The sequence below is a fragment of the Balneolaceae bacterium genome (genome assembly GCA_034521445.1).
In the GTDB taxonomy this organism is placed as follows: Bacteria; Bacteroidota; Rhodothermia; order Balneolales; family Balneolaceae; genus JAXHMM01.
This window is the reverse complement of record JAXHMM010000003.1, coordinates 55702-79545: the sequence shown is the minus strand read 5'-3', so window position 1 is coordinate 79545 and position 23844 is coordinate 55702. Positions and strand designations below refer to the sequence as shown.

The 23844-nt window shown below is 58.7% G+C and carries 21 protein-coding genes and 1 tRNA gene; 8 read left to right on the top strand and 14 right to left on the bottom strand.

Features of this window, described 5'->3' with window-relative positions; all coding sequences use genetic code 11:
* Positions 1 to 5: 5 nt before the first annotated feature.
* Entirely contained in the window at positions 6 to 380 is a 375-nt protein-coding gene (locus U5K31_00815) for a response regulator (GenBank protein MDZ7771281.1), read from the bottom strand.
* A 164-nt stretch (positions 381 to 544) separates the two neighbouring features.
* Here U5K31_00815 and U5K31_00810 point away from each other — a divergent pair, with 164 nt between their 5' ends.
* Positions 545 to 1792: a GAF domain-containing sensor histidine kinase gene (locus tag U5K31_00810; GenBank protein ID MDZ7771280.1), complete on the top strand. Its 1248-nt coding sequence runs from the start codon at positions 545 to 547 to the stop codon at positions 1790 to 1792.
* A 28-nt stretch (positions 1793 to 1820) separates the two neighbouring features.
* Here U5K31_00810 and msrB read toward each other — a convergent pair whose 3' ends face one another.
* The 10 genes from msrB to U5K31_00760 all read right to left on the bottom strand — a co-directional run bounded on the left by msrB (position 1821) and on the right by U5K31_00760 (position 10032).
* Positions 1821 to 2270, bottom strand: coding sequence for a peptide-methionine (R)-S-oxide reductase MsrB (gene msrB / locus U5K31_00805; protein ID MDZ7771279.1), 450 nt, complete (start codon positions 2268 to 2270; stop codon positions 1821 to 1823).
* Between the two features lie 128 nt (positions 2271 to 2398).
* A tRNA-Pro gene (locus U5K31_00800) sits at positions 2399 to 2472 on the bottom strand.
* 78 nt (positions 2473 to 2550) lie between these two features.
* Positions 2551 to 3555 (bottom strand): type I glyceraldehyde-3-phosphate dehydrogenase, encoded by a 1005-nt coding sequence (gap, locus tag U5K31_00795; GenBank protein ID MDZ7771278.1) that lies wholly within the window; start codon positions 3553 to 3555, stop codon positions 2551 to 2553.
* Positions 3556 to 3729: 174 nt separating this feature from the next.
* On the bottom strand, positions 3730 to 4425 hold the full coding sequence (locus U5K31_00790; GenBank protein MDZ7771277.1) for an ankyrin repeat domain-containing protein: 696 nt from the start codon (positions 4423 to 4425) through the stop codon (positions 3730 to 3732).
* Positions 4426 to 4511: 86 nt separating this feature from the next.
* Positions 4512 to 5435: a methionyl-tRNA formyltransferase gene (fmt, locus tag U5K31_00785; protein ID MDZ7771276.1), complete on the bottom strand. Its 924-nt coding sequence runs from the start codon at positions 5433 to 5435 to the stop codon at positions 4512 to 4514.
* Between the two features lie 83 nt (positions 5436 to 5518).
* Complete coding sequence (gene def, locus U5K31_00780) at positions 5519 to 6073, bottom strand: peptide deformylase (protein MDZ7771275.1); 555 nt, start codon at positions 6071 to 6073, stop codon at positions 5519 to 5521.
* An 8-nt stretch (positions 6074 to 6081) separates the two neighbouring features.
* Positions 6082 to 6504, bottom strand: a complete 423-nt coding sequence (ruvX, locus tag U5K31_00775) for a Holliday junction resolvase RuvX (protein ID MDZ7771274.1) — start codon at positions 6502 to 6504, stop codon at positions 6082 to 6084.
* 1 nt (position 6505) lies between these two features.
* Complete coding sequence (locus U5K31_00770) at positions 6506 to 6832, bottom strand: HU family DNA-binding protein (protein ID MDZ7771273.1); 327 nt, start codon at positions 6830 to 6832, stop codon at positions 6506 to 6508.
* Positions 6833 to 6971: 139 nt separating this feature from the next.
* Positions 6972 to 9224, bottom strand: coding sequence for a bifunctional (p)ppGpp synthetase/guanosine-3',5'-bis(diphosphate) 3'-pyrophosphohydrolase (locus U5K31_00765; GenBank protein MDZ7771272.1), 2253 nt, complete (start codon positions 9222 to 9224; stop codon positions 6972 to 6974).
* 193 nt (positions 9225 to 9417) lie between these two features.
* A complete protein-coding gene (locus U5K31_00760; protein MDZ7771271.1) occupies positions 9418 to 10032 on the bottom strand; it encodes an outer membrane beta-barrel protein in 615 nt (204 codons plus the stop codon).
* Positions 10033 to 10206: 174 nt separating this feature from the next.
* Here U5K31_00760 and U5K31_00755 point away from each other — a divergent pair, with 174 nt between their 5' ends.
* The gene (locus tag U5K31_00755) at positions 10207 to 11067 is read left to right on the top strand and encodes a formylglycine-generating enzyme family protein (GenBank protein MDZ7771270.1); all 861 of its coding nucleotides are present in this window, start codon (positions 10207 to 10209) and stop codon (positions 11065 to 11067) included.
* Positions 11068 to 11138: 71 nt separating this feature from the next.
* Positions 11139 to 12689, top strand: coding sequence for a sulfatase (locus tag U5K31_00750; GenBank protein MDZ7771269.1), 1551 nt, complete (start codon positions 11139 to 11141; stop codon positions 12687 to 12689).
* Here the strand turns inward: U5K31_00750 and U5K31_00745 are convergent, their stop codons facing one another.
* Complete coding sequence (locus U5K31_00745) at positions 12690 to 12878, bottom strand: hypothetical protein (protein MDZ7771268.1); 189 nt, start codon at positions 12876 to 12878, stop codon at positions 12690 to 12692. It lies immediately after the preceding gene.
* 15 nt (positions 12879 to 12893) lie between these two features.
* Entirely contained in the window at positions 12894 to 14567 is a 1674-nt protein-coding gene (gene ettA, locus U5K31_00740) for an energy-dependent translational throttle protein EttA (GenBank protein ID MDZ7771267.1), read from the bottom strand.
* Between the two features lie 121 nt (positions 14568 to 14688).
* Between ettA and U5K31_00735 the strand changes: the two genes are divergently transcribed.
* Entirely contained in the window at positions 14689 to 15264 is a 576-nt protein-coding gene (locus tag U5K31_00735; GenBank protein MDZ7771266.1) for a YdeI/OmpD-associated family protein, read from the top strand.
* 24 nt (positions 15265 to 15288) lie between these two features.
* Here the strand turns inward: U5K31_00735 and U5K31_00730 are convergent, their stop codons facing one another.
* Positions 15289 to 17037 (bottom strand): response regulator, encoded by a 1749-nt coding sequence (locus U5K31_00730; GenBank protein ID MDZ7771265.1) that lies wholly within the window; start codon positions 17035 to 17037, stop codon positions 15289 to 15291.
* A gap of 406 nt (positions 17038 to 17443) precedes the next feature.
* Here U5K31_00730 and U5K31_00725 point away from each other — a divergent pair, with 406 nt between their 5' ends.
* The 4 genes from U5K31_00725 (at position 17444) to U5K31_00710 (ending at position 23802) form a co-directional block, all read left to right on the top strand.
* A complete protein-coding gene (locus tag U5K31_00725) occupies positions 17444 to 18214 on the top strand; it encodes an endo alpha-1,4 polygalactosaminidase (GenBank protein MDZ7771264.1) in 771 nt (256 codons plus the stop codon).
* Positions 18215 to 18384: 170 nt separating this feature from the next.
* Complete coding sequence (gene pelF, locus U5K31_00720) at positions 18385 to 19923, top strand: GT4 family glycosyltransferase PelF (GenBank protein ID MDZ7771263.1); 1539 nt, start codon at positions 18385 to 18387, stop codon at positions 19921 to 19923.
* Between the two features lie 2 nt (positions 19924 to 19925).
* A complete protein-coding gene (locus U5K31_00715; protein ID MDZ7771262.1) occupies positions 19926 to 21635 on the top strand; it encodes a hypothetical protein in 1710 nt (569 codons plus the stop codon).
* A 4-nt stretch (positions 21636 to 21639) separates the two neighbouring features.
* Positions 21640 to 23802 (top strand): hypothetical protein, encoded by a 2163-nt coding sequence (locus U5K31_00710; GenBank protein ID MDZ7771261.1) that lies wholly within the window; start codon positions 21640 to 21642, stop codon positions 23800 to 23802.
* Positions 23803 to 23844: the final 42 nt, after the last annotated feature.

The window sequence follows — 23844 nt, the reverse complement described above, 5'->3', positions numbered from 1 at the left end:
GGGACTCAGCCCAAAATTTTCTGGATACGCATGAGGAGTTCGGCGGGTTTGAACGGCTTGCCCATATAATCCTCCACCTGCAACTCAAAGCCCTGCTCCAGGTCCTCCTCCCGGTTTTTTGTGGTGAGCATGATCACCCTGGTATCCCGGATCTCCTCATCTTCGTCTCCTCGCACCTCACGCAGCAGCTCAAAACCGTTCATGCCGGGCAGCATCACATCCAGCACCATCAGGTCTGGCCGCAGCTCCCTGACGGCCTTCAGCCCGTCCGGACCGTTGTCGCGATGCTCGGTCCTGTAACCACTGCCTTTCAGCTTATAGAGAATAAGCTTGTAGATGCTGGGATTGTCCTCCACCAGCAGTACCAGGGGTTCATTCATCATCATTTCTCCGAATTACTGATGCTTTAGGTATTTGCAATATAGACATCCTGGCCTTGGAATGCATGAAATGGGAATTCCCCTGCCTCGGATGAAAGAATAGTCCATAATCACTATAATAAAAAAGGGACGGGGTTTGAAGGCGAAAATCCACCACCACGTACATGAATAACCAAAACGACAACTCGGCCGGCGTAGTGCCAGCCCCAAGACCTTCCGACGAGGAGGACCGGATAAAAGCACTCTACGCACTGGATATCCTGGACAGCCTCCCGGAGCAGGAGTTCGACGGTCTAACACGCCTGGCCTCCCGCATCTGTGAGGCGCCCGTATCACGAATCAACCTGCTGGATTCATCCCGTCAGTGGACCAAGTCGGCGTACGGAACCAAGATTGACCATTCTCCGCGTGAAAAATCCGTCTGCCAATACACCATCCTGCAGGATGAACTGTTAGAGGTATCGGACCTTCGCAAGGACGAACGCTTCAGCAACGCCTCTTACGTCAAGGGGGCGCCCCGATACCGCTTCTACGCAGGTGCGCCCCTGGTGACCTCCAACGGACATGCCATAGGCGCCCTGTGCGTGCTGGATACCCAAACACGATCCCTGACCCCCGATCAACGCAAGGACCTGAAGGTGCTGGCGGACGAAGTGGTGGCACGTCTTGAACTCCGCAGAAAGCAGAAAGAGCTGGAAGCCCTCAACAAACAGAAAAACGAACTGATGAGCGTGGTGAGCCATGACATGCGCAATCCGCTCATGGGCATCATCGGGGCTTCCGACTTCCTGCTGGAAGAGTCCGAAGAATCGCGCGAGGAGCGGCGGGAACTGGTGGGAATCATCAAGGATAGCGCCGAACGCCTGCTGCAGATCGTGACCGAACTCCTTGACAGCGAACTGGTACATTTTCGCAACCTGCGCGCCTCACCCGTGGAATGCGATCCCGCCCAGAGTATCAGGCAGGTACTGCAGCTCTATGAATTTTCTGCAGCCAACAAGAAAATTGACCTGGCGCTAAACCTGGAGAGCAACATACCCAGGCTGAAGCTGGATGACCAGAAATTTACGCGCATCATAGCGAACCTGGTTTCCAATTCGGTCAAATTCACCCCGCGCGGTGGTCGCATCGAGGTAGACCTGGAATTCCACGGCAGCGACAACGGGAAGGGAACCCTGGAGGCGACCGTGTCCGACACGGGCATCGGTATCTCGGACGAGGACCTTGACCGACTGTTCGAAAAACACAACGGAGACGGGCGATCGGGTACCGACAACGAACACAGTTACGGGTTGGGCATGCATATCGTCAAACAGCTGACCGACATCTGCGGGGCCAGCCTGAAAGTGCACTCCACCGTCGGTGAGGGCACCCGCTTTGAAATTCAATTCCCTGCTGAAAAAGTCGGATGACTGGAAATCTCCACACCACAGGTTCCATTCACTCCCCTTCCTGCAGGCTGAGCGCTGCAGAGTTGACGCAGTAGCGTAAGCCCGTGGGTTCGGGACCGTCCGGAAAGACATGTCCCAGGTGGGCGTCGCAGACGTTGCAGAGGACCTCGATGCGGTGCATGCCATGACTGTGATCCTCCCTGTAGCGTAGAACGTCATCCGATACGGGGCGCGTAAAGCTGGGCCAGCCGGATCGCGATTCAAATTTGCCGTGCGAGGCGAAAAGTTCCGTGCCACAGCAGGCGCAGGCGTATAGTCCGGGCGCGTGAGCTTCGCAGTACGCCCCCGAAAAGGGACGCTCGGTCCCGTGACGGCGCGCAATGCGGAAGGTATCGGGCGAGAGTTCCTCTTTCCACTCCTCCTCGGATTTCTCCACCCGCCGCGGCGGGTCGGGGCTACCCTCGGAGGCGTAGTGTTGTACCTTTTTCCAGTCGATCATTCGAGATGTGTGAACCTGGATTGGATTTCTTACCCATCATCCACAAAACCCGTGCCTGCCGTGGAACGTTCGACGCCAACATGCAGACAAAAAAAAGGACCCGCCGAATAAGGCAGGTCCCAGAAGGGTCGGGACGACTGGATTTGAACCAGCGACCCCTTCGTCCCGAACGAAGTGCGCTACCGGACTGCGCTACGTCCCGATGTTTTCAAAGGTATAATATCGGAAATTCCAGCCACGGATGCATCCGGGAATCGGGTGTTCCCGGCCGATGGCCCTGTCAGGCGATGCGGGCGATGAGGTCCGCGGTACGCGCCGAATATCCGGCCTCGTTGTCGTACCAGGCAACGATTTTCACCAGGTCGCCGTCCGCCTTGGTCATCTTGCTGTCGAAAATGCAGGAGTACGGGTTGCTGAGGATATCGGTGGACACCAGCTCGTCCTCGGAGTACTGCAGAATGCCCTTCATCGGTCCGTCGGAGGCGGCCTCCCGGTAGACATCGAGCAGCTCCTGTTCGGTAACACTTCTCCCGAGCACGGCCGTCAGGTCGGTCAGCGAACCGTCGGGCACCGGTACGCGCACGGCGTTGCCGTCCAGTTTTCCTTCCAGGTGCGGAAGCACCAGTCCCACCGCCTTGGCAGCACCGGTGGTGGTGGGCACGATGTTGTGGGCGGCCGCACGGGCACGCCGCAAATCATTATGAGGACCGTCGACCAGCTGCTGGTCGCCGGTATAGGCGTGGACGGTCGTCATGAATCCCTTTTTCAGCCCAAAGGCATCGTCGAGCACCTTCACCATGGGAGCCAGGCAGTTGGTGGTGCAGCTGGCGTTGGAATAGATGCGGGTCTTATGATCAATCACCTCGTCGTTGACGCCCAGCACCACGGTCTTGACGCCGGGACTCTTGGCGGGGGCGGAGATAATCACCTTGTCGGCGCCGGCATCCAGATGCTTGCGCGCATCCTCCTCCTTGCGGAAAATACCGGTGGACTCCACCACAATGGAGGCCCCGCGTTTACCCCACTGCAACTGGGAGGGATCACGCTCAGAGGAGATACCGATTTCCATTCCGTCGATGGAAATGGCGTTTTCGGAGGCGCTCACTTCTCCCCCGTAGCGCCCGTGCACCGAATCGTGCTCAAAAAGGTGCGCCAGTGTGTGGGCGTCGGTCAGGTCGTTGATGCCCACGATTTCCATTTCGTCACCATGGTAGGCCAGGATTGAGCGCGCCACCAGCCTTCCTATGCGTCCAAATCCGTTGATTCCAACTTTGATTTTAGCCATAAAAACTATTGCTGTATGCTGATTAGCGGTCGGTTCGGGCGGGAGCCTTCAAGACATTCCACAGGGCTTTTCACTCCCGCCTGAAGGGCCCAAAAAGTACCATTACATTTAACAATTAGCAAGGCGGCAAGGGGGCTCGGGGAATGTCACGGGAAGGGGAAAAGCGGATAAAACCTAATCGTCCATATCCATGTCTTCGGGAACCTCGTCCTCGTCGATCACGTCGTCCAGCTCGATATCGGGACCCGAATCGTCGTCATCGTCCATATCGGCTTCCTCCCGCGCCAGGGGCGTCTTGTTCTGGGAGGACATGACGGCACCGGCCCGTCGGAGCTGGGCGCCCACATCCACCTGATCGTTGTCCATGGCGATGGAAAGAGCGGTCTCCCCGTTTTTGTCTCGCGCCTTCACGTTGCCCCCCTTCTCGAGCAGGTAGCGGATCACCAGGGCGTGACCCTCGCGTGCCGCCTGCATAATGGCAGTCTGTCCCCAGCGTTGCTTGACGTTCACGTCGGCACCCTTTTCCACCAGCAGCTTTACCGCGTCGAGCTTGCCCTCCCGCGCGGCCACGATCAGTGCGAGTCCACCGATCTCCGCCCCCTTGTCCATTAGCAGCTTCATCATCTCCAGGTTACCGTTCTCGGCGGCTTTATTGAGTGCGCTTCCGCCCATGGACGTGGTGACATTCGTATCGGCGCCCTCCTCCAGCAGGTAGCGCACCACCTCTTCATGGTCATGCTGGGCGGCAAGGATAAGCGCGGTGGAACCGTTACGGGCAGTCTCGTCCAGGTCGGCTCCGTCACGGTGGAGCTTCTCCAGTGTGTTGAAATCACCGTTTCGGGCGGCTTCTAAAAGGGGGGGCAGATCCATAGGTGCCGTGATGCTTGGTTGTAGGGTTTGGTGGACAGGTATATCTAAATATTCCGTAAATTTTTCAACTCAAGATTGGACACGGATCATCCATGCAAAACCCCCGTGCCGTGGTAACCGCGGAAAAAGTCCATCCCGGCCATACGCTTCTTGCCGGCCAGCTGCACCTGCACCAGTTCCACGCTTCCGCCTTTGCCGCAACCTGTCAACAGGCTGCCGTTGCGCTCATCCAACCGGCCCGGTGCCAGGCCCGTACCGTCCGGCCCCACCCGCGAGCGGTAGATGGTGAACTTGAGGTCGTCGAGTTCCGCCCAGGCGCCCGGTACCGGACTGAGTCCGCGTATCCGATTGTGCACCTCCAGAGCCGGCCGGGAGAAGTCGAGCCGGGCGTCTTCCGGAAAGAGCTTGGGCGCGGCCGTGGCCATCCCGTGATCCTGGTCGCGGAGGGTGTAGTCGCCAGATGCGATAAGGTCCAAGCCCTCCGCCAGCAGATCCGCCCCCAACCCCTTGAGCCGGGCGTAGAGGTCGCCCGTAATCTCCTCGGGTCCGATGGGCGTTGATCGCTGCAGCAGGATCTGGCCGGTGTCCACCTCGCTCTGCACAAAAAAGACCGTGCAGCCGGTCTCTTCCTCCCCATTAATAACGGCCCAGTGGATGGGCGCCGCTCCACGGTACCGGGGCAGCAGGGAGGCGTGCAGGTTGACCGTACCCTTGGGAGGGATGTCAAGCACGGCATCGGGCAGGATGCGAAAGGCCACCACTACAAATAGATCGGCCCCTTTCGCGCGAAGCCGCTCGTGGAAGCCCGGATCGTCCAGATTCTCCACCTCAATCACAGGGAGGTCCAATTCGAGGGCGCGCCTTTTTACCGGTGTGGGGGAGGCGTCCCCGCCTCGGCCCCGCCGCTTGTCCACATTGCTGACCACCGCGACGATCTCATGCCCGGAAACCTGCAGGCGTTCCAGGCTGGGAACGGCGAAATCGGGCGAGCCCATGAAAACGATTTTCATTCCAAGTCTTAAAGTCTAAAAGTCGGAAAGTCGGGAAGTCCGAAGTCCGAAGTCCGAAGTCGGGAAGTCGGGAAGTCGGACGTCTACTTCGGGGCCAGGGGATAATCGGCCTCTATTCGTCCGTCGGCGATCTCCCTGAGCTTCGATCCCAACAGCTTGCGCTTGAAAACAGATAGGTGGTCCAGGAAAAGCACGCCGTGGAGGTGGTCGGTTTCGTGCTGAATCACGCGCGCCAGGATACCGTTCACGCGCAAGCGCTGCCTCTCCAGGTCGCGGTCCAGGTAGGCAACCTCGATCTCCTCCGGCCGTCGCACCGCGGCGTTGACGCCGGGAATGCTCAGGCACCCCTCCTCGATCTCAACCTGACGGTCGCTGGCGAAGGTGATTTCAGGGTTGATCATGACCAGGGGACCGGGGCCTTCTTCCCCATCTTCCTCGGCCATACTGTCGGCGTCGATGACGAATACCCGCTCGGTACGGTCTACCTGGGGCGCAGCAAGTCCCACCCCGTCGGCGTTGTACATGGTCTCGAACATATCGTCGATGAGCTGCTGGAGGGCGGAGGTGCTCTCCTCCACCGGTTCCGTCTCCCGGTAAAGGACATCGTCGTCGTAGGTAAGTATGGGCAGTATAGCCATGGAAAGAGTCAGTTCTGCAGGTTCAGGTATTTCTGCAGGATGATGGCCGCCGCCGCCCGGTTGATTCGATCGCTTTCCCGGCGCTTCATCTTCGGCACCCCCGATTCAACCATCACCTGAACCGCTTCCTTAGAGGTGTAGCGCTCGTCTATTTTATCCACTTCCATGTCTGGAAGAATGCGGTGTAGCTTCTCCAGGAACTGCTCCACCATCTCGACGGCGGCCCCCTCCTTGCCTTCCGGGGTGAGCGGCCAGCCCACCACGATCTTTTCCACCTGGTCCGTTCGGGCCAGTTCCTCCAGTTTGGCAAAAGCGTCATCAGGACTGTAGGTGCCGATAGGATTGGCGATGGTGCGCAACAGATCCGTGCGCGCAAGTCCCACATGCTTGGTGCCTACATCAACACCGATGATGCGTCCGTACCTGTTCAAATCAGCCTTCCTGTTCTTCTACTTCTTCCAGGGGCTGCTTCAGGAATTCCTTCAACAGCTTGCTCGGCTTGAAGTGGGTTTTGCGGTGGGCCGGCACGTAGATCACTTCGTTGGTTTTGGGGTTGCGTGCCTTGGGCTTGGCCTTGGTTTTTTTGACCTCGAAAACGCCGAAATCGCGAAGTTCAATGCGGCAGGTGGGATCGGCGGACATCATGGTCTCGCGAATGGCCACGAGAACAGCGTCCACCCAGGGCTCCGCCTGGACCATGGGTTCATCCAGGTTTTCCGCGACTCTGCGAACTAAATCTCTTTTGGTGTACGTAATCATATTTCAGTTTTGCCTTTAGTCGTCCTTATTATGCTGTGGGGTATAGCGAATGATCCTATATGAGATGCAACCGGGGGGGCACTCCTCCAAAATCACGGTAGATGATATTGTTTTTGCAACAGATATGAAAATCAAAAAGTTACTCGTAACGTAACACGTTTTTTACCCCCTCCACCTTGGACAATTTGGCGATGATGCGGTCGAGGTGTTCAATGTCTTCCACATAAACGGTAAGGATACCCTCAAACATTCCGCTGTCGGAGTTTACGTTGATACTTTTCATGTTGGTCTGCAGCGATTTGGATAGCACATCCGTAAGATCGTTGATCATGCCCACCCGGTCTTCGCCGATCACCTTGACCGCACCCAGGAACTTGGTGTCTATGTTCTTGGCCCATGAAACGTCCACGATGCGCTCGCCGTCGGTCTGAATGAGATGGCGCACGTTTTTGCAGTTGGAGCGGTGGATTTTCACATCGCCCACCCGGCTGACGAAACCGATTACGTCATCTCCGGGGATGGGGTTGCAGCAGTTGGCATAGGAGTATTTGACGTTGGTAAGCTGCCCGTTGATGATGAGGCTCTTGTCGTCTGATATGGAGCGCGCCGCGTTGATATAGGATTCCTGTATCTCCTTCTCCGAGAGCTCCCTCCGAGCCTGCTCCGGCCTGTCATCCGGGTCCTCCAGGCGCCCCTTGCTTGTGAAGTCCTTGGCCAGCTTGGTCAGCGACTGCACATCGAAGGTGCCCTTGCCAATCTCAAAAAACATCTGCTGGGTGGAATCGTAGTCGAACTTGTGGGCCACCCGCATCAGGTCCTGATCGGATATCTCGATCTTTTTACGCTTGGCCTGCTTCTCCCAGATCTCGCGCCCCTCGTCGGCCACATCCCGCTCCTTCTGCTTGATAAACTGGCGTATGCGCGACTTGGCCTTGTGGGTCACCACGTCGTCGATCCAGTCAGGATTCAGGTTGATATTGTTGCCCGTAATAATCTCCACCTGGTCGCCGGTCTCCAGCTTCTGGCGAAGCGGAGCCATCTTGCCGTTCACTTTGGCGGCCTGGGCATGCTCACCGATCTCGCTGTGGATATCGAAGGCAAAGTCGATGGGCGTGGCGCCCGCCGGCAGCGTGCGCAGCTCTCCGTTGGGGGTAAAGGCGTAGATCTCGTCCTGGTAGAGGTTCAGCTGGAAATCCTCCACGAACTCCGTGGCCGTATCCGGCCGCGGGTTGTCCAGGATATCTCGCACCCAGTCCACAAAGCGGTCCAGGTTTTCCGATCCCTCCTTGCCCTCCTTGTACTTCCAGTGAGCGGCCACCCCTTTCTCGGCTATGTCGTCCATTTTCCGTGTGCGGATCTGCACCTCCACCTTGCGCCCTTTCCGGGTAATCACGGTGGTGTGCAGGGACTGGTAGCCGTTGGCCTTGGGTACAGAGATGAAATCGCGGAAGCGCTTGGGGATGGGAGTGTACCAGTCGGTGATGACCGAATAGACCTTCCAGCAGTCCTCCTTGGTATGGGGATTTTCCAGGATGATGCGGATGGCAAAGAGGTCGTAGATCTCCTCGAAGGGCTTCTGCTGGTGCTGCATTTTGCGGAAGATGGAGAAAATGTGCTTCGGACGTCCCTTGATCTCAAACTTGTAGCCCTGATCCTCCAGCTCATTGCTGATGGGCTCCATGAACTCCTCCACAAAGGCCTCGCGCGACTCCTTTTTCTCCTTGAGCTTGCGCGCGATAAACTTATAGGAATTGGGATCGAGCACCTTAAAACAGAGATCCTCCAGCTCGCTTTTCAGGTTAAAAAGCCCGAAACGGTGGGCCAGTGGAGCGTAGAGGTTCATGGTCTCCCCGGCGATCTGCAGCTGCTTTTCCCTCGGCAGATGCTGGATGGTGCGCATGTTGTGGAGCCGGTCGGCGAACTTGATCAGCACCACGCGGATGTCCTCCGCCATCTTCAGGAGCATCTTCATGAAGGTCTCCGCCTGCTTGGTGTCGCGGCTCTTAAAGACCCCGGTAATCTTGGTCACCCCGTCGATCAGGTGGGCGACCGTCTCCCCGAAATGCTCCTCGATGTCGACCAGCGTAACCTCGGTGTCCTCCACCGTGTCGTGCAGCAGGGCGGCCACGATGGAGACGTCGTCCAGGTTGATCTCGGAGGCCATGATCTTGGCCACCGCGAGCGGGTGGTGGTAGTAGGACTCGCCGGAGGCCCGCTCTACGCCTTCGTGGGAAAGGTAGCAGAGCTTGAAGGCGCGGGTGACCATGTCGGTATCCACCGAAGAAAGATGGTACTGGCAGACCCGCAGCAGCTGGTCCAGTTCCTCTTGACGAGGCTGGTCCAGCTTATAGCTGTCAAGATCATATTGGTATGTAATCCGGGACTCTGCCATGAGGATACCGTTGACGGCCGTATGCTAGCTGTAAAACGGCTAATGATTGCCATACATTCAATTAAACGAACAGATTGCTCATTTACCAACCTGTTCGTATTTCGTAACAAACCGGGAAAATAGCATTTCCCGTTTAAAAAAAGGCGGACAATCACAGGATTGTCCGCCTTTGTACTGGTTATAACCAGGGGGCTCAGAACGAAAGGGAGAGCCCGAAGATAAAGCGTCCGGTGTCACTGTCCCGGATATCAGCAAATCCGGGCCGGTCGGCCGGTTCAAAGCGATACTCGATAAAGGGATGCAGGAAGGGCAGCGGACTCACCTCAGCGCCCACCATGCCGGTCCAGCTGATCTTACTGTCGCTCTCCGACTCGTCGAAGGGAGAATTCTGGGGCAGGTCATCGCCCTGCAATTTAAAGGTACTGGCCCCGAGGCCGAGTCCCACATAAGGCTTCAGCAGGCCCAGGGAGAGACCGCCTACGGCCATCAGGCCAAAGTCGTAGTTGGTCAGTTCTGCCGGTACGCCGAAGTCACGATAGTTGTCGTACTCCTCCGAAAAATAACTAAGATGGGCACGCAGGCGCACGTCCAACATGGACTGGTTGCCCAGCAGGGCGTAACCTATGCGACCTCCAAAACCGTTCTTGGGAGACTCTTCGCGTATTTCGTAGGAGGCGCCGATGCTCCATTGGGCCTGTGCCTGCGAGGGTGCCAGGCAGCATATGGCGAATAACAGTGCAAAAAAGGTAATGCCGTGGGTCAGTTTCTTCATGGCTGTGGAGGGATTTCGTTGATGGTCGCTGTTCATATTAGGGGTGTACTCATTGGTATGCAAACGAAGCGTACAGGTTCCAAGTTGCGTTGGTCGCAGTCATTCCTGTCAACTGGCCCGTAGGCTGATTACTTTGCAGTGGAAGGGGCCCACTCACTGCTCCAGGGAGCCACCTTGAAACCGCCAATACAACCATCACGCTCGACAGACATGGACTTGCCAGCAATGATCGAACTGCCCGGCGGGACCTTCCGCATGGGTTCAGCCTCAGGGGAAGGATTTCCTGAAGACGGGGAGACGCCCGTGCGGGAGGTGAGGGTAGACTCTTTCGCCATCAGCGCCACAACGGTGACCAACCGTGCCTTCGCCGCCTTTGTGCGCGAGACCGGCTACCGTACGGAAGCTGAGAAGATTGGCTGGGCTTTCGTTTTCCGCGATTTCCTGCCCGAGAACCTGCGCGAAAAAGAGCTCTCCTCCCCCGGCCAGGCCGGCTGGTGGAAGGCGGTGGAGGGCGCCTGGTGGAAGGAGCCGGAGGGACCCGGGAGCTCCGTGTCCCGTCGCATGGACCACCCGGTGGTGCAGGTCTCCTGGAACGACGCGAAGGCGTACTGCGCCTGGACCCGTCTGCGCCTGCCCACCGAAGCCGAGTGGGAGTACGCTGCCCGCGGGGGACTGGAGGGAAAGACTTATCCCTGGGGCGATGAGCTGACTCCCGGCGGCGAGCACCGCTGCAACATCTGGCAAGGCGATTTCCCCGACCAAAACACCAAAGAAGACGGCTGGAGGGGCACGGCGCCGGCCGACGCTTTTCCGCCCAACGGCTACGGACTCTACAACGTGGCGGGCAACGTCTGGGAGTGGTGCGCCGACTGGTTCAGCGCCGACTACCCCCTGCTCCGAATCTCCGACAACCCGGCGGGTCCCCCGCAGGGTACCGACAAGGTAATCCGCGGTGGCTCCTACCTGTGCCACCGCTCCTACTGCAACCGCTACCGGGTGGCCGCGCGATCGGCCAACACGCCCGACAGCGCCACTGGAAATATGGGCTTTCGGGTAGCGGGAGACCCGTAACCGCGTTGCAATACTGCCGCGGATCGGTTTATTTGGGCTAAACAGGACCTCTTACAAACAACGGGATTGCCATGTCAGACCACAAAGAGCGGGACCCCTCAGGTGACAAACCAGACGACCAGCGGCCCTCCGGCCCTCAATCCTGGAGCCGCCGCAAGGCGCTCAAGGGCATGGGGGCGCTGGGACTCAGCGGACTCTTTGGGCTGAAGGCCTGCGAGGAGGCGGGCGAGGGCGGCTTCACGCGATCCTCCAGCCTCCCCGACCGGCCCAATATCCTCTTCGTGATGACCGATGACCACGCAGTGAACGCGCTGAGCTGCTACGGCAGCCGTCTCATGGAAACGCCCAACCTGGACCGCCTGGCCGCCGGGGGCATGCGATTCAACAACTGCTACGTGACCAACTCCCTCTGCGCGCCCAGCCGGGCCACCATCCTCACCGGAAAGTACAGTCACAAGCACGGGGTGCGCGAGAATCTCTTCGGCGACAAGGCGCCCTTCGACGGCAGCCAGCAGACCTTTCCCAAGCTGCTGCGCGAGGCGGGCTACCACACCTCGGTGGTCGGCAAGTGGCACCTGAAAAGCGATCCCACCGGTTTCGATTATTGGAATGTGCTGCCGGGACAGGGGAGCTACCACGATCCGGATATGATCGAGATGGGCGAGCGGCAAAACCACGAGGGTTACGTCACCGACATCATCACCGATCTTACGATGGAACGGCTGGAGCAGCGAAGGCAAGAGAGCGACCAGCCTTTCTGCATGTTTTCCTGGCACAAGGCCCCGCACCGGGGCTGGGTGCCCGAAGAGGACCACGAAGATATGTTTTCCGGCTACGACCTTCCGGTACCCCCCACCTTCAACGACGACTACATGAACCGGTCGTCCGCCGCCGGGCACGCCTACATGAATATTTCCACCATGCCCGACTGGCGCGACGAGCAGCCGGAGGGCATGAACGAGTTGGAGACCGCTCACTGGAACTACCAGCGCTACATCAAGAACTACCTACGGGTGATCAAGTCCTTTGACGAGAACATGGGGAGGCTGCTGGACTACCTTGACCGGAGCGGGCTGGCCGAGAACACTATTGTGGTCTATACCACCGACAACGGCTTCTTCCTGGGCGAGCACGGCTGGTTCGACAAGCGTTTCATGTACGAGGAGTCCATCCGCGTACCCCTGCTGGTGCGCTACCCCGGCGCGGTGCGACCCGGCAGCGTAAACGACAACGTGGTGATGAACCTCGACCTGGCCGAAACCTTCCTGGATTACGCCGGTGTAGAGATCCCCGGCGATATGCAGGGCCGCAGCCTGCGTCCCCTGCTCCGCGAGGAGACCGGCGGGGAGGGTATCCGGGAGGTGATCTACTACCACTACTACGAGTACCCCGGTCCCCACGACGTGCGTCCCCATTACGGCGTGCGAAGCGACCGCTACAAGCTCATCTACTTCTACACCATCGACGAGTGGGAACTCTTCGACCTGGAGGACGACCCCTACGAGCTGAACAGCGTATACGGGGCGCCGGCCTACGCCGATGCCCAGCAGGAGATGGAGGCGCTGCTCAAGCAGGCGCGCGAGGAGTATGAGGACGACACCGGCGAACCGCTGCCGTATTGATTACAGGATCTGCCAGATTGCGTAGATAGCCAGGCCAACCACCGCAAAGACGAAGAACACGATAAGATAGGCTTCGGCCGGGTGGCTGCCGCCCTCCTCCATGGAGGTCACCAGGTTCTGGATGGGCACCTTCCACAGCCACACCAGGAAAGTGATGCCAACCCCTATGCCGACAATGATCAGGATCATGAGCGGGCGGTATCCTTACTCACGCATCAACTTCTTGTACTTGATCCGGTGAGGCTGGTCATCGGCAATGCCCAGCTCATCTCGCCGGAACTCCTCGTATTCGGCGTAGTTGCCTTCGAACCAGCGGACCTGGCTGTCGCCCTCGAAGGCGAGCATGTGGGTGGCGATACGGTCCAGAAACCAGCGGTCGTGGGAAATAATCACCGCGCAGCCAGCGAAGTCGAGCAGCGCCTCCTCCAGGGCACGCAGGGTATGCACGTCCAGATCGTTGGTGGGCTCGTCCAGCAGCAGCACGTTGGCGCCCTCCTTCAGGGTCTTGGCCAGGTGCACGCGGTTGCGCTCCCCGCCGGAGAGCTCGTCCACACGCTTCTGCTGGTCGCTGCCGCTGAAGTTGAAGCGGGCGACGTAGGCGCGGGAGTTCACCTCGCGGCTGCCCAGCTTGATGGTATCTTTGCCGTCGGAGATCTCCTCCCAGATGGTTTTGGAGGCATCCAGGGGACGCTTCTGGTCCACGTATCCCAGCTCCACAGTGTCGCCCAGGCGGATCTTCCCGCTGTCGGGCTCCTCCTGTCCCGAGATCATGCGGAACAGGGTAGTCTTCCCGGCGCCGTTGGGACCGATCACACCCACAATACCGCCGGGCGGCAGGCTGAAATTCATTTCCTCGACAAGCAGGCGGTCGTCATAGCCCTTGGACACGCTTTTGGCTTCAATAACCACGTCACCCAATCGCGGTCCGGCGGGAATGAATATCTCCATGTCCTCGCGCCTGGCGCTGCGCTCCTCGGAGAGCAGCTCCTCGTATTTGTTGATCCGCGCCTTGCTCTTCGCACGCCGGCCCTTAGGGTTCTGGCGAATCCACTCCAGTTCCTGGGCCAGGGTTTTCTGACGCTTGGACTCCTGTTTCTCTTCCTGCTCCAGGCGCTTCTTCTTCTGCTCCAGCCAGGAGCTGTAGTTGCCCTCGAAGGGAATACCCTCGCCGTGATCCAGTTCCAGGATCCAGCCCGCCACGTTGTCCAGGAAATAGCGGTCGTGGGTGACGGCGATGACGGTTCCTTCGTAGCGGGCCAGGTGCTGCTCCAGCCACGCCACCGAATCGGCGTCCAGGTGATTGGTGGGCTCGTCCAGCAGCAGCACGTCCGGCTTCTGCAGCAGGATACGGCATAGGGCCACGCGGCGCACTTCGCCCCCCGAGAGCACCTCCACCGGCGTGTCGCCCGGCGGCGTGCGAAGGGCGTCCATCGCCTGCTCCAGCTTGCTGTCGAGGTCCCACGCCCCTACAGCCTCGATCTTCTCCTGCAGCTTTTCCTGTTTGGAGATCAGCTTGTCGAAGTCGGCGTCGGGATCCCCGAAGGCGGCGTTGATCTCTTCGTACTCGTTCAGCAGGTCAATGGTCTCCTGCACGCCCTCCTCCACGATATCGCGCACCGTCTTGCCGGCCTCCAGCTCGGGTTCCTGCGGCAACATGCCGAAGGTGACGCCCTTTTGGCGACTGATGTTGCCCTGGTACTCCTCGTCCTCCCCGGCAATAATCCGCAGAAGTGTGCTCTTGCCGGAACCGTTGTTACCGAGCACGCCGATCTTGGCGCCATAGAAAAAGGAGAGATAGATATCCTTGAGCACACGGTGGTTGGGCTTGTAGATCTTATTCACCCCAACCATGGAGAAAATCACTTTTTGGTCAGACACGAAGATGCGGAATTGACTGGAGATTTGTTAGGGCCATGAAGGTACGGAATAGGTGGGATTATTCACACAGCAGGGAATCCTGGAATTGCTTTTCAAATGAAATATTTTAAGTTAATCTTCCATGGACGAAAATCCCCTCTTCTTCCAAACCCCCGCCGGCTTCCGCGCATGGCTCAAAAAGAACCACGACCAAAAGGACGTGCAGTGGGTGGGCTACTACAAAGTAGCCACGGGCAAGGCCAGCATCCGCTGGGAGGAGTCCGTGGAGGAGGCCCTCTGCTATGGGTGGATCGACGGGCTGCGGAAGTCCATTGACGAGGAGCGCTACATGATCCGCTTCACCCCGCGCCGGGCGGGCAGCCACTGGAGCCAGAAGAATATCGACACGGTGCAGAAACTGCTGGAAGAGGATCGCATGCAACCGGCAGGCCTTCAGGCCTGGAAACAGCGAGAGGAGGCGAAATCGGGCCAGGCATCCTTCGAGAAGGAAGAGGTATCACTTAAAAAGGAGTACGAGCATCGCATCCGGGCCAATCCCAAGGCGTGGGAGTTTTTCGAAAATCTGGCGCCCGGATATACCAGGACTTCCATACACTGGGTCATGAGCGCCAAACAGGAGAAAACGCGGCAGAGACGACTCGCCATCCTTATCAAATCGTGCGAGAAAGGCGAAAAAATACCCCCTCTTCGGTATTGAATCCTGTTCGCACTGGCCAGGAATCTAGGCCAGCTGCTTCTTGAACTCGCTGGGATTCAAACCAAAGCGGTTGCGGAAAATCTTGCTGAAGTGCCGGACCGTATTGTAGCCCACAGCGTTGGAAACCTCGGCCACGGTGATACGGGGACTGCTTTCAAAGAGCCGTCTCGCCCGGCGCAGTTTCACCTCGCGTACGAATTCGGCCGGGGTGTACCCGGTCATGGCCTTGACATCTCGGTAGAGCTGCCGGCGGCTTTTGTTCACGGCATCGGCAAGCTCGGTTATGGTGATGTTGTCGTCGTTGATGCGGCTCTCCACATAGGCCTTGAGCCGCTCTATCATGGCGTGCGATTCGTTGACCAGCTCCTCCTCTTCGATTCGGCGGGGACTCTGCTCGCGCCTCTCCTTCTGGCGAAGCAGATTGTGAACCCGCGCCGTCATGGCCGACTCGTTGAATGGCTTCACCAGGTAGTCGCTGATGCCGATGTCATAGCCGTAGATGCGCGACTCCACGTCGGCTTTCGCCGATACCAGGATGATGGGGGTAAAACGGAAACGGCCGTCCTTCCGGATGGCTTTGGCGAGCTCAAAACCGTCCATCTCCGGCATCATAATATCTGAGATTACAAGATCGGGATTGCACAGGGCAAGCAGCTTCTGGGCCTCCTTTCCGTTGGAAGCCAGTTCGGTTTTCATGCCCTCCCGGCGCAACAGCGAAGCAATGTAGGTACGAAGCTGCGGGTCGTCGTCGACCACCAGAACCGTGGTTTCTTTTTCACCCTGGTACAGGGGAGTCAGCTCTTCCATCACCGAGTGCAAGGGCGTGGGGGCGGGATGAGCCGGCGGTGATGCGTCCATTTTATCGGCACGCTCAAGTGTGTCAGATATCCTGGGAAGGCGGATGCGGTAGACCGTTCCCTCTTCGGCATCGCAGCTTATCTCCATCTCCCCTTCGTGCAGCTCAACATACTTACGAATGACCGATAGCCGGATACCGGCGCCCTGTACATTTTCAGTGGATGTCAGCGAGGCGTAGGCCTTCTTGGAGGGTCCCAGAATACGGTCTGCCTCCTCCTGCTCCATGACCATGCCGGTATGGCCCAGCGCAAAGCGAAGATCGTTCTCGTCCTCTTCCATTCGCAGACGCATCAATCCGCTGCCCGGTGTGGCGTTAATCATTACTGAGAGAAGCATGAGAAAGATTTTCTCAAACTTACCGGGATCGACCGTCTGGTAGACCTCCTGTTCAGGTAGGATGGTCTCAATAGTGATGTTCTTCTGGTCCGCCCGGCTGCGAAAAAAAGCGATACAATTGCGCAGGAAATCTCCGAACTCTATCTCGTCCACCCTCAGACTGGCATCCTGCACACGCAGTTCACTAACCTGCATCATCAGCTCAAGGCCGTCCTTCAGGCCGTCGATGTTGTCACTGAGCTTGGGGAGGGCACGACGGTTTCGAGCCTTGGGCCCTTCTGCCCTGCCGTTCTGCCCGTATCCATGCTCGTCGAGATCCTCCTCCACCTGCGACACTGCGCCATTCAACAGGGTCAGTGACATGCGAACATCGTGAATGATGTTCATCAGCAGCTCTTCCTTCAGGTCCGCCACGCCCCTGACGCGATTTAGCTCATGTTCCAAGCGCTCCCTCGTGGAGAGAATCTCCTTGATTTTATTGAGATACCGCTGGTCACGCGAGGTGTTCTCCTCCCGGTTTGCTCCCGAGCGGGGACGGTGACGATTAAGCAGGCTGGCTAACTTCTCTTGTAGGTCCATGGGCAGTATGATCACTCTTTTTGGTTGATCCCTGCCCAGGGATGGGATGATGATCCCGCACTTCTGTCGTTTTGGCCTCAATTAATCACATTCTGGCAAAAAGGAAAAATTATAAAATTTTTAAGTTTTTAATTGTCACGTACCTGCCCCTAATCAGTCACATCTGTTTAGGTTGGAATGGCTTAAATTTCTGTCTGCAATAGTCGCGCAGCTTCAGGTGAACGCAGGCGAGACCGGGCGCAACCCGTCCGTCGCCAACGGCCTGATGATACAGGCAGGGTCGAAAAGGAATCCTCTGAATGCAAAAACCGACAAACTTCACGTGAAAGAGGCCGGCCCTTTATACACTCTAAATAAGGCGCGCGCCTGGTGGGCGGCTCTTATCGTCTGTCTTATTACAGCCACTATGGGATGCACCGACCAGATACTGATGAACTACGGCGTGGACTACGACAAGGTGACCCCCTCCGAGATCGAGGATTACGACCTGGTGGTCCTGGAACCCGAACAGTATACCGTATCGGAGGTCAGCGAACTGGCAAAGACCGACACGCGCATCATCGGCTACATCAGCATGAGCGAGGTCAATCCCCACCGCTGGTATTACCCACTCTTGCGTGAGATCGGCTTCCTGGGGGTCAACGAAAACTGGAACAGCCCCTATATCGATCTCTCCTCGCCAAAGGCACGGTCTATTCTGCTGGACGAGGTGGCGCGTAGCATCATGGCAAAGGGTTTCGACGGACTACTCCTTGACACCATCGACGGAGTAGCGCCGTATACCGAACGCAGCCACCTACAGGACGAGATGCTGGGCATGATCCGGACCTTGAACGAACGCTATCCCGAGGCATATATCATACAGAACAGGGGACTTTTCCTGCTGCAGGACACCGACCCGTTGGTGGACGCCATTATGATAGAGGACATCGCCACCCATTACGATTTTGAAACCGAAAACTACAACTTGCGCAGCGTGCAGGACTACAGGGAAACAGTGCGCTGGATGCGCTCCTTTGCCGACACGCTGGGCAAACCGGTATTGATTCTTGATTATGCGGTGGAGGAGGACATGAAACGCGAAGTTATTCAAAGACTGGACACCCTCAACCAGCCGTATTACATCAGCAACATCCAGCTCGATACTCTGGAACAGGTGTATCAGTACAGGAAATAAGTCCGGCTGTCAGAATGCCGGTACAAGACATTTTCATTTAGGAGTGAAAATACAAGGTAGGGACCGGGGCAGGGACCCCGAACTAAAAAGCTAACGTCCCGGAAAGGTATGGTACCGGGCAGGGTACCCGGGAAAATCTAGGGAGAACTATGCCCGAACCAGTCCATGTCATGCTCCAGACGGAGGGCGCCTACCCCTACGTGCGCAGCGGAGGTGTCTCCACCTGGGCTGAAATCCTCTGTGACGGTCTCGATTCGGAGGTCGACTTCGACCTCTACTGTCTGGTAGACCATCCCGACATCGAGCTGAAATACGACCTCCCGCGCAACATCAGGCACATCACCAAGGTGCCTCTGTGGGGATCTGAGATGCCCGCCGCAAACTGCAGACCCGCCCGGGATTTCCGGAGCATCGCGCGCCTCAAGGAGAACCTGGACGAGACTGCGCTGGAGGAGCAGTTCATCCCCCTTTTTCGCGATTTTCTGGCCTGCCTCTTCCGTCCCCTCGCCTGCGATCCGGAGCAGGTAGGCGAACTGTTGTACGGTCTCTGGCGCTATTTCCGCCGGCACGACTACAAGAACACTCTCCGGCATGTGCAGACCTGGGAGATCTTCAATCGCCAGTTATCACACCACTACCGCACTGCCCTGCCGGAGCAGGCCACCGGGGAGTTCAACCTTCTGAACGCCACCATGGGACTGCGTAGGCTCTACCACTTTCTGATGCCGCTGAACGTATCGGTACCGCATGTGGACGTGTCGCATTCCTCATCGGCAGGCTTTCCCGCCCTGCCCTCCCTCCTCGGAAAATTCGAGTACGGAACGCCCTATCTGGTCACCGACCACGGCATCTGGCTGCGGGAACGTATCAAGGCCCTGGATGAGGACAAGGCCTTCGGCCTGCATGCGCGCACGCTCCTCTCCAATCTGTGCATCGTAATCAGCAAGGCGGCCTACCGGCACGCCGACCTTCTTACCCCGGTCACCGGCACCCACTCCGGCTGGCTCAAAGAGTTCGGTGCGAGGGAAGACCGCATCCACCCCATCATCAACGGGGTAGACGTGGAGAAATTCCGTCCCATGGAAGAGGCAGGCGGGGAGAGCGAGCGTCCCACGGTCGTGGCCCTGGCCAACCTGGTAGAGCTCAAAGACATCAAAACCATGATCAGAACCTGCGATGTGGTGCGGGAATCTGTACCCACGGTACGTTTCCTGCTTTACGGCAACGACCGGGCCGACCCCGAATACACACGCCGCTGCGAAGCGCTCATCGAGGAGCTGAACCTCTCCGAACACTTTATCATCGGAGGATTTCACAACAGCCCGGCGGAGGCCTTCAACGAGGGTGATCTTTCCATCCTCACCTCGGTGTCCGAGGGCGCTCCCTATACCGTACTGGAATCGATGGCCTGCGGGCGGCCCGTGGTGGCTACCGACGTGGGGGGTGTCCGCGAGGTGCTGGGCGAATGCGGAAGGGTGAATGAACCAGGGGACGTGGAGGGACTGGCCGCCAGCGTAGTGGAGCTCCTGGAGAACGACTCGCTGCGAGAGGAGTTCGGCGCACGGTCCCGCCGCCATGCGGTCAACCGCTACAGTGCCCGCATCACCCTTGAAAACTACCACCGGCGCTACCTCGAACAGAAGAACGCCTTACGCACCCCTCTGAAGAAGGAACTCCGGCATCCCGTAGTCCGCAAACTGGCAACCTAGTTATGGCCGAAGCGCTTCTGCATAGCAAAACGAAGAGCGAGGTCGTCGCCGACCTGGGGGAGAAGGTGTGCGCATCGGTGGAAGAGCCCAGCTCCAAGTATTCCGTGGCGATCCAGCTGGAGCTCCTGGGACTCAATGACCGCAAGGTGCGGGAGACCTACGGCTACGATTCCGTTTTCCAGCTGGCAGACCGGGTGTACGATTACATCCGACACGAGTTGGCCAGAGAGCGGTCAGCACAACCGGGCAACCCAATGGAGGGGGGAAACGGCACTGCAGAAGCGCCTGTCATCCCCCGTAATAACGGCAGGCGCAGGAACGGCATGCACAAAGCCCCGGCGCTGGATCTTCCCGGGGAGGGTTCCCTGATCCGGACCTTCCTGCGCCATTTCGGCAAAGGACTCCTGGGCATGGCACCCCTTTTCTCACAGATACTCTCCGTGGTGCTGGTCTCCTATTCACTCTGGGCCTGGCTCTTTTTCAACGAGTTTCAGGCTACGATGGTGGCGCTGGGCACTATAAGTGCCTTTCTGGTAACCGGGGGACTCTCCTTCTACGCGAGCCGGGAAATCACCTCCTACCTGCAGCGCGATACCCCCGGCCTGGCCGCGCGTACCGCCCGCCAAGTGTTGGGAATGGGTGTGGGACTGTTGCTGGCCGCTGCGCTGGGACTGCACGTGCTTAACCTGCTCACGCCCCTCTTCCCGCACAGCATGCTCATCATGAGCAACGCTTACATGTTTTTTATCGGCACCTGGCTGCTGGCCTCCACGCTGCTCTACGCCATGGAGCGCTACATGGCCATTCTCTATGCCACCCTGGGCGGCACCGCGGCCGTGATACTGGGTATGGAGGTGCTTGGATGGGGCATATACCTCTCGCACTGGACTGGAATGCTCCTGTCCGCTCTTGCCATGGCGGTTCATGGGCTGCGCATTCTGGACCGGCAACAGCAAAAGGATAACGGCAACAACGGCAAGGATTTCTCGCTGCCCCCTCTTGCACAGAAGTTCTACCAGAACCGGCGCTATTTCCTCTACGGAACCCTCTATTTTCTTTTTCTTTTCATGGACAGGCTCATGGCCTGGTCGGCTGGCTCACCTCCTCCCGAATATCCGCTCTGGTTCGACACATCTTATGAACTGGGCATGGACTGGGCACTTATAGGACTCATTCTCATCACGGCCTCCTCGGAATACAGCATCAACCGCTTCTCCGAGCTCGTGCTTCCCCTGCAGGAGAAGCTGTCCCGCACCTCCCAACACCGTTTCAAGGCGTTCTTCCGGCATTTCTACCGCCGGCAGGTGCTTATACTGCTGGGCGTGGCCGTCTCTTCCATCCTCGCAAGCTACTTTGCCGTGCACAGCCTGAGGGGATTTGCGGACGAGGTGCGTCTCATTCACGATTTTTTCTCCAACGAGGTGCTGTATCCGGTTTTCTGGCTGGCCAGCTTGGGTTACCTGTTTACGGCACTTGGACTCATGAACACGCTCTTCTTTTTCACCATAGGCAGGCCGGCCAAGGTGGTGCGGGCTATGACAGCTGCCCTGCTGGTGAACGCATCGGTCGGTTTCGCCTGCAGCCGTCTCATCTCCTATGAGTTCGCGGTACTGGGACTGGTTGCCGGCGGATTCACCTTGGCTGGGCTGACAGTCTATTACCTCCTCGAAATGTTCGACAATCTTCCCTATTACTACTACTCTGCTTACTGATTCCATGGATGTCCAGCTGAAATACGAACTGCTTATCGCCGTCCTGCGTACCGGCGCCTGGGCGGGTCTTGCCTGCCTTGCCACGCTCCTGCTGTACCGGGGGGGCGCCGGAACCACCGCACGGGGATTCTTTCTGAGGGCCGGCATTACGGCATGCCTGCTGATGCTGACCGGACTCCTCCTTGCCCTCTCAGGTCTGTATGGTCCTGTCGGGATAGTGGCCGCTCTGGCCATCCTGGCCGTGGGCTCTGCCTGGCAGCGGGCAAGACGTACTTCAGGAGAGGGAAAAGCGCCCTCGCTTCCCAGCTGGCTTCGCGGCAGGTTCAGCGCACTGACGGTGGGCCTCGTGGGACTGTTGGAGCGTCTCGAACAGGACCCGGGCTCCCACCTGAGACTGGCGCGCCGCCGGCTGCGCAGGGTGTTCCTGGCACCTCACGCCTCGAGGCGTCGCCGCCTGTTTACGGTGCTGCTGGTCGCCTGCGCCGCCCCCCTGCTTCGATTCTGGTCGCTCGCCTCGCAGCCCATGTCGGTCACCGCCAGCTGGTTTGGTGCCGTGCAGAAAGTCAAGGACCTCCGCCTGCAGACCGTCCTGGGCGATGTACACCAGCTCCCCGGCTATCACGCTCTGGTCCGCGTATTCAGCGACCTGACACAGACCCGTGTGGAGTTCATGCTGCTCATTTCAGAAGGGCTGGCCGCACTGCTGGGCTCACTATTGATCTACCGGCTGGTACGTCGCTTGCTCGGCAGCGGCTTGGGTGAAGAGGAGGCCTTTTCCCGCTCCGCCCACTACGGGGGACTGGCCGCGGCTTCCGTCTGGGCCCTGGCACCGCTCCTGGTGGCGGGCGAGGCCTACACCCATAACATGTACTACACCCAGCTGGTGCTTGGACTCGCCCTTGGCGCCTGCGCCCTGCTGTTGCTTCGGGGAGAGGAAGAGGCCCGGGCCGTTCCACCAGGACCCGCGCGCATACTGTTGCCGGCCATGGTGCTTGCCACCTCGCTGACAGACCTTATGGCCTTCGGCCTGCTATTGGCGGGTGGCGCCTTCTGCCTGCTGGAACACCTGGCCACCAAACCCTTCCGGCGGGACCGCGGGGAATCCGGGACGGGCAGGCGCCTGTTGCTGTTCGGAGCGGGAGCGCTTCTCAGCGCCGCCTCCTACGCAGCAATGGTACAAGGTTACGGCATGGCCTACCGGGAGTTTTTTCTCTCCCAGCTTTTCCACCCGGAGGTCTATTTCGGGGATTTCGGCTTCACCGTCTTGCAGCAGCGTCTTCTCTGGGGCATCCTGGGGGCCGGGGTTTTCTGTTGCATCGCACGTGCAGCAGCAAGGATCTGGAACGGTGGTGTGCGTGCCTTTTCCGCCGCCGAGTGCATATTTTACCTTGCTTTCCTGGCACTGGCCCTCCTGAACCGCCTCGCCCCCGCCCTGCGGGAAGAGTGGACCAGTCTCCCGCAAGTGCCGATGCTGCTTTCCCTTGCCGCAGCGGCAGCCGCCGGACTGGTGGTTCGCCACCTGGTACACGCAGGCAGCTTGACGCTGTCCCGCGCTGCGGCTGCGCCGAGGGACGTCCTGCGCTGGATGCCCCGCACATTCCTTGCCGCCGTCGTGCTGGTTCCGCTGCTTTCCGGACTGCGTCCTACCGGTGTCCCGGCCGAACAGCCGCCGGACGCTCTTCCCAGAAATTTCTACCAGGCCTTTCACCGCATCTCCTCCGAGCGCATACCCACAAGCTATTCGATTATTGCACCGGCCGTGATGCGTCCCCTGACCGTGAACCGCAGCCGTTTCCTGGATTATCCCTTTTTCCTGCAGAATTATGCGCGGCTCGACTCTCTCTACCGCCGAACCAAGGCGCAGGGTGGCGGAATGCCCGGGGCGGAACTGCAGTATGAATACCGCCCGAGTCCCCATGTTTTTCTGTTCATCGCCAAGCCGCCGTACGACTTTCAGCAGAGCAATATACCGCACCTTCAGGAGCGCATGTCCGCCATGCGCCGCTGGGTGAAAAATTTCCGTGCGCGCGGGGGCAGCGCAGAGGTCTACTACGAAAGCCCCCAATCCGTTGTCTACCAGCTCAACTACGAAACAGGCTACGCCCTGATCAATGAATCTCTTTACCGCACACATAGCGACAAGCCCTGGCCAATCCTTGCGGAGTAGCTTGCCGCGGCGCCTTCTCGCCTCTCTCCTACTGGCGGGGCT

Excerpts from the sequence above, each read along its gene's own strand:
- U5K31_00730 (MDZ7771265.1), bottom strand. The coding sequence starts at position 17,037 with ATGGACCTACAAGAGAAGTTAGCCAGCCTGCTTAATCGTCACCGTCCC.
- msrB (MDZ7771279.1), bottom strand. The coding sequence starts at position 2,270 with ATGATCGACTGGAAAAAGGTACAACACTACGCCTCCGAGGGTAGCCCC.
- U5K31_00735 (MDZ7771266.1), top strand. The coding sequence starts at position 14,689 with ATGGACGAAAATCCCCTCTTCTTCCAAACCCCCGCCGGCTTCCGCGCA.
- U5K31_00725 (MDZ7771264.1), top strand. The coding sequence starts at position 17,444 with ATGGGATGCACCGACCAGATACTGATGAACTACGGCGTGGACTACGAC.
- U5K31_00765 (MDZ7771272.1), bottom strand. The coding sequence starts at position 9,224 with ATGGCAGAGTCCCGGATTACATACCAATATGATCTTGACAGCTATAAG.
- pelF (MDZ7771263.1), top strand. The coding sequence starts at position 18,385 with ATGCTCCAGACGGAGGGCGCCTACCCCTACGTGCGCAGCGGAGGTGTC.
- U5K31_00755 (MDZ7771270.1), top strand. The coding sequence starts at position 10,207 with ATGGACTTGCCAGCAATGATCGAACTGCCCGGCGGGACCTTCCGCATG.
- gap (MDZ7771278.1), bottom strand. The coding sequence starts at position 3,555 with ATGGCTAAAATCAAAGTTGGAATCAACGGATTTGGACGCATAGGAAGG.
- U5K31_00745 (MDZ7771268.1), bottom strand. The coding sequence starts at position 12,878 with ATGATCCTGATCATTGTCGGCATAGGGGTTGGCATCACTTTCCTGGTG.
- def (MDZ7771275.1), bottom strand. The coding sequence starts at position 6,073 with ATGGCTATACTGCCCATACTTACCTACGACGACGATGTCCTTTACCGG.
- U5K31_00750 (MDZ7771269.1), top strand. The coding sequence starts at position 11,139 with ATGTCAGACCACAAAGAGCGGGACCCCTCAGGTGACAAACCAGACGAC.
- U5K31_00810 (MDZ7771280.1), top strand. The coding sequence starts at position 545 with ATGAATAACCAAAACGACAACTCGGCCGGCGTAGTGCCAGCCCCAAGA.
- U5K31_00760 (MDZ7771271.1), bottom strand. The coding sequence starts at position 10,032 with ATGAACAGCGACCATCAACGAAATCCCTCCACAGCCATGAAGAAACTG.
- U5K31_00770 (MDZ7771273.1), bottom strand. The coding sequence starts at position 6,832 with ATGATTACGTACACCAAAAGAGATTTAGTTCGCAGAGTCGCGGAAAAC.
- U5K31_00815 (MDZ7771281.1), bottom strand. The coding sequence starts at position 380 with ATGAATGAACCCCTGGTACTGCTGGTGGAGGACAATCCCAGCATCTAC.
- U5K31_00710 (MDZ7771261.1), top strand. The coding sequence starts at position 21,640 with ATGGATGTCCAGCTGAAATACGAACTGCTTATCGCCGTCCTGCGTACC.
- U5K31_00715 (MDZ7771262.1), top strand. The coding sequence starts at position 19,926 with ATGGCCGAAGCGCTTCTGCATAGCAAAACGAAGAGCGAGGTCGTCGCC.
- U5K31_00790 (MDZ7771277.1), bottom strand. The coding sequence starts at position 4,425 with ATGGATCTGCCCCCCCTTTTAGAAGCCGCCCGAAACGGTGATTTCAAC.
- fmt (MDZ7771276.1), bottom strand. The coding sequence starts at position 5,435 with ATGAAAATCGTTTTCATGGGCTCGCCCGATTTCGCCGTTCCCAGCCTG.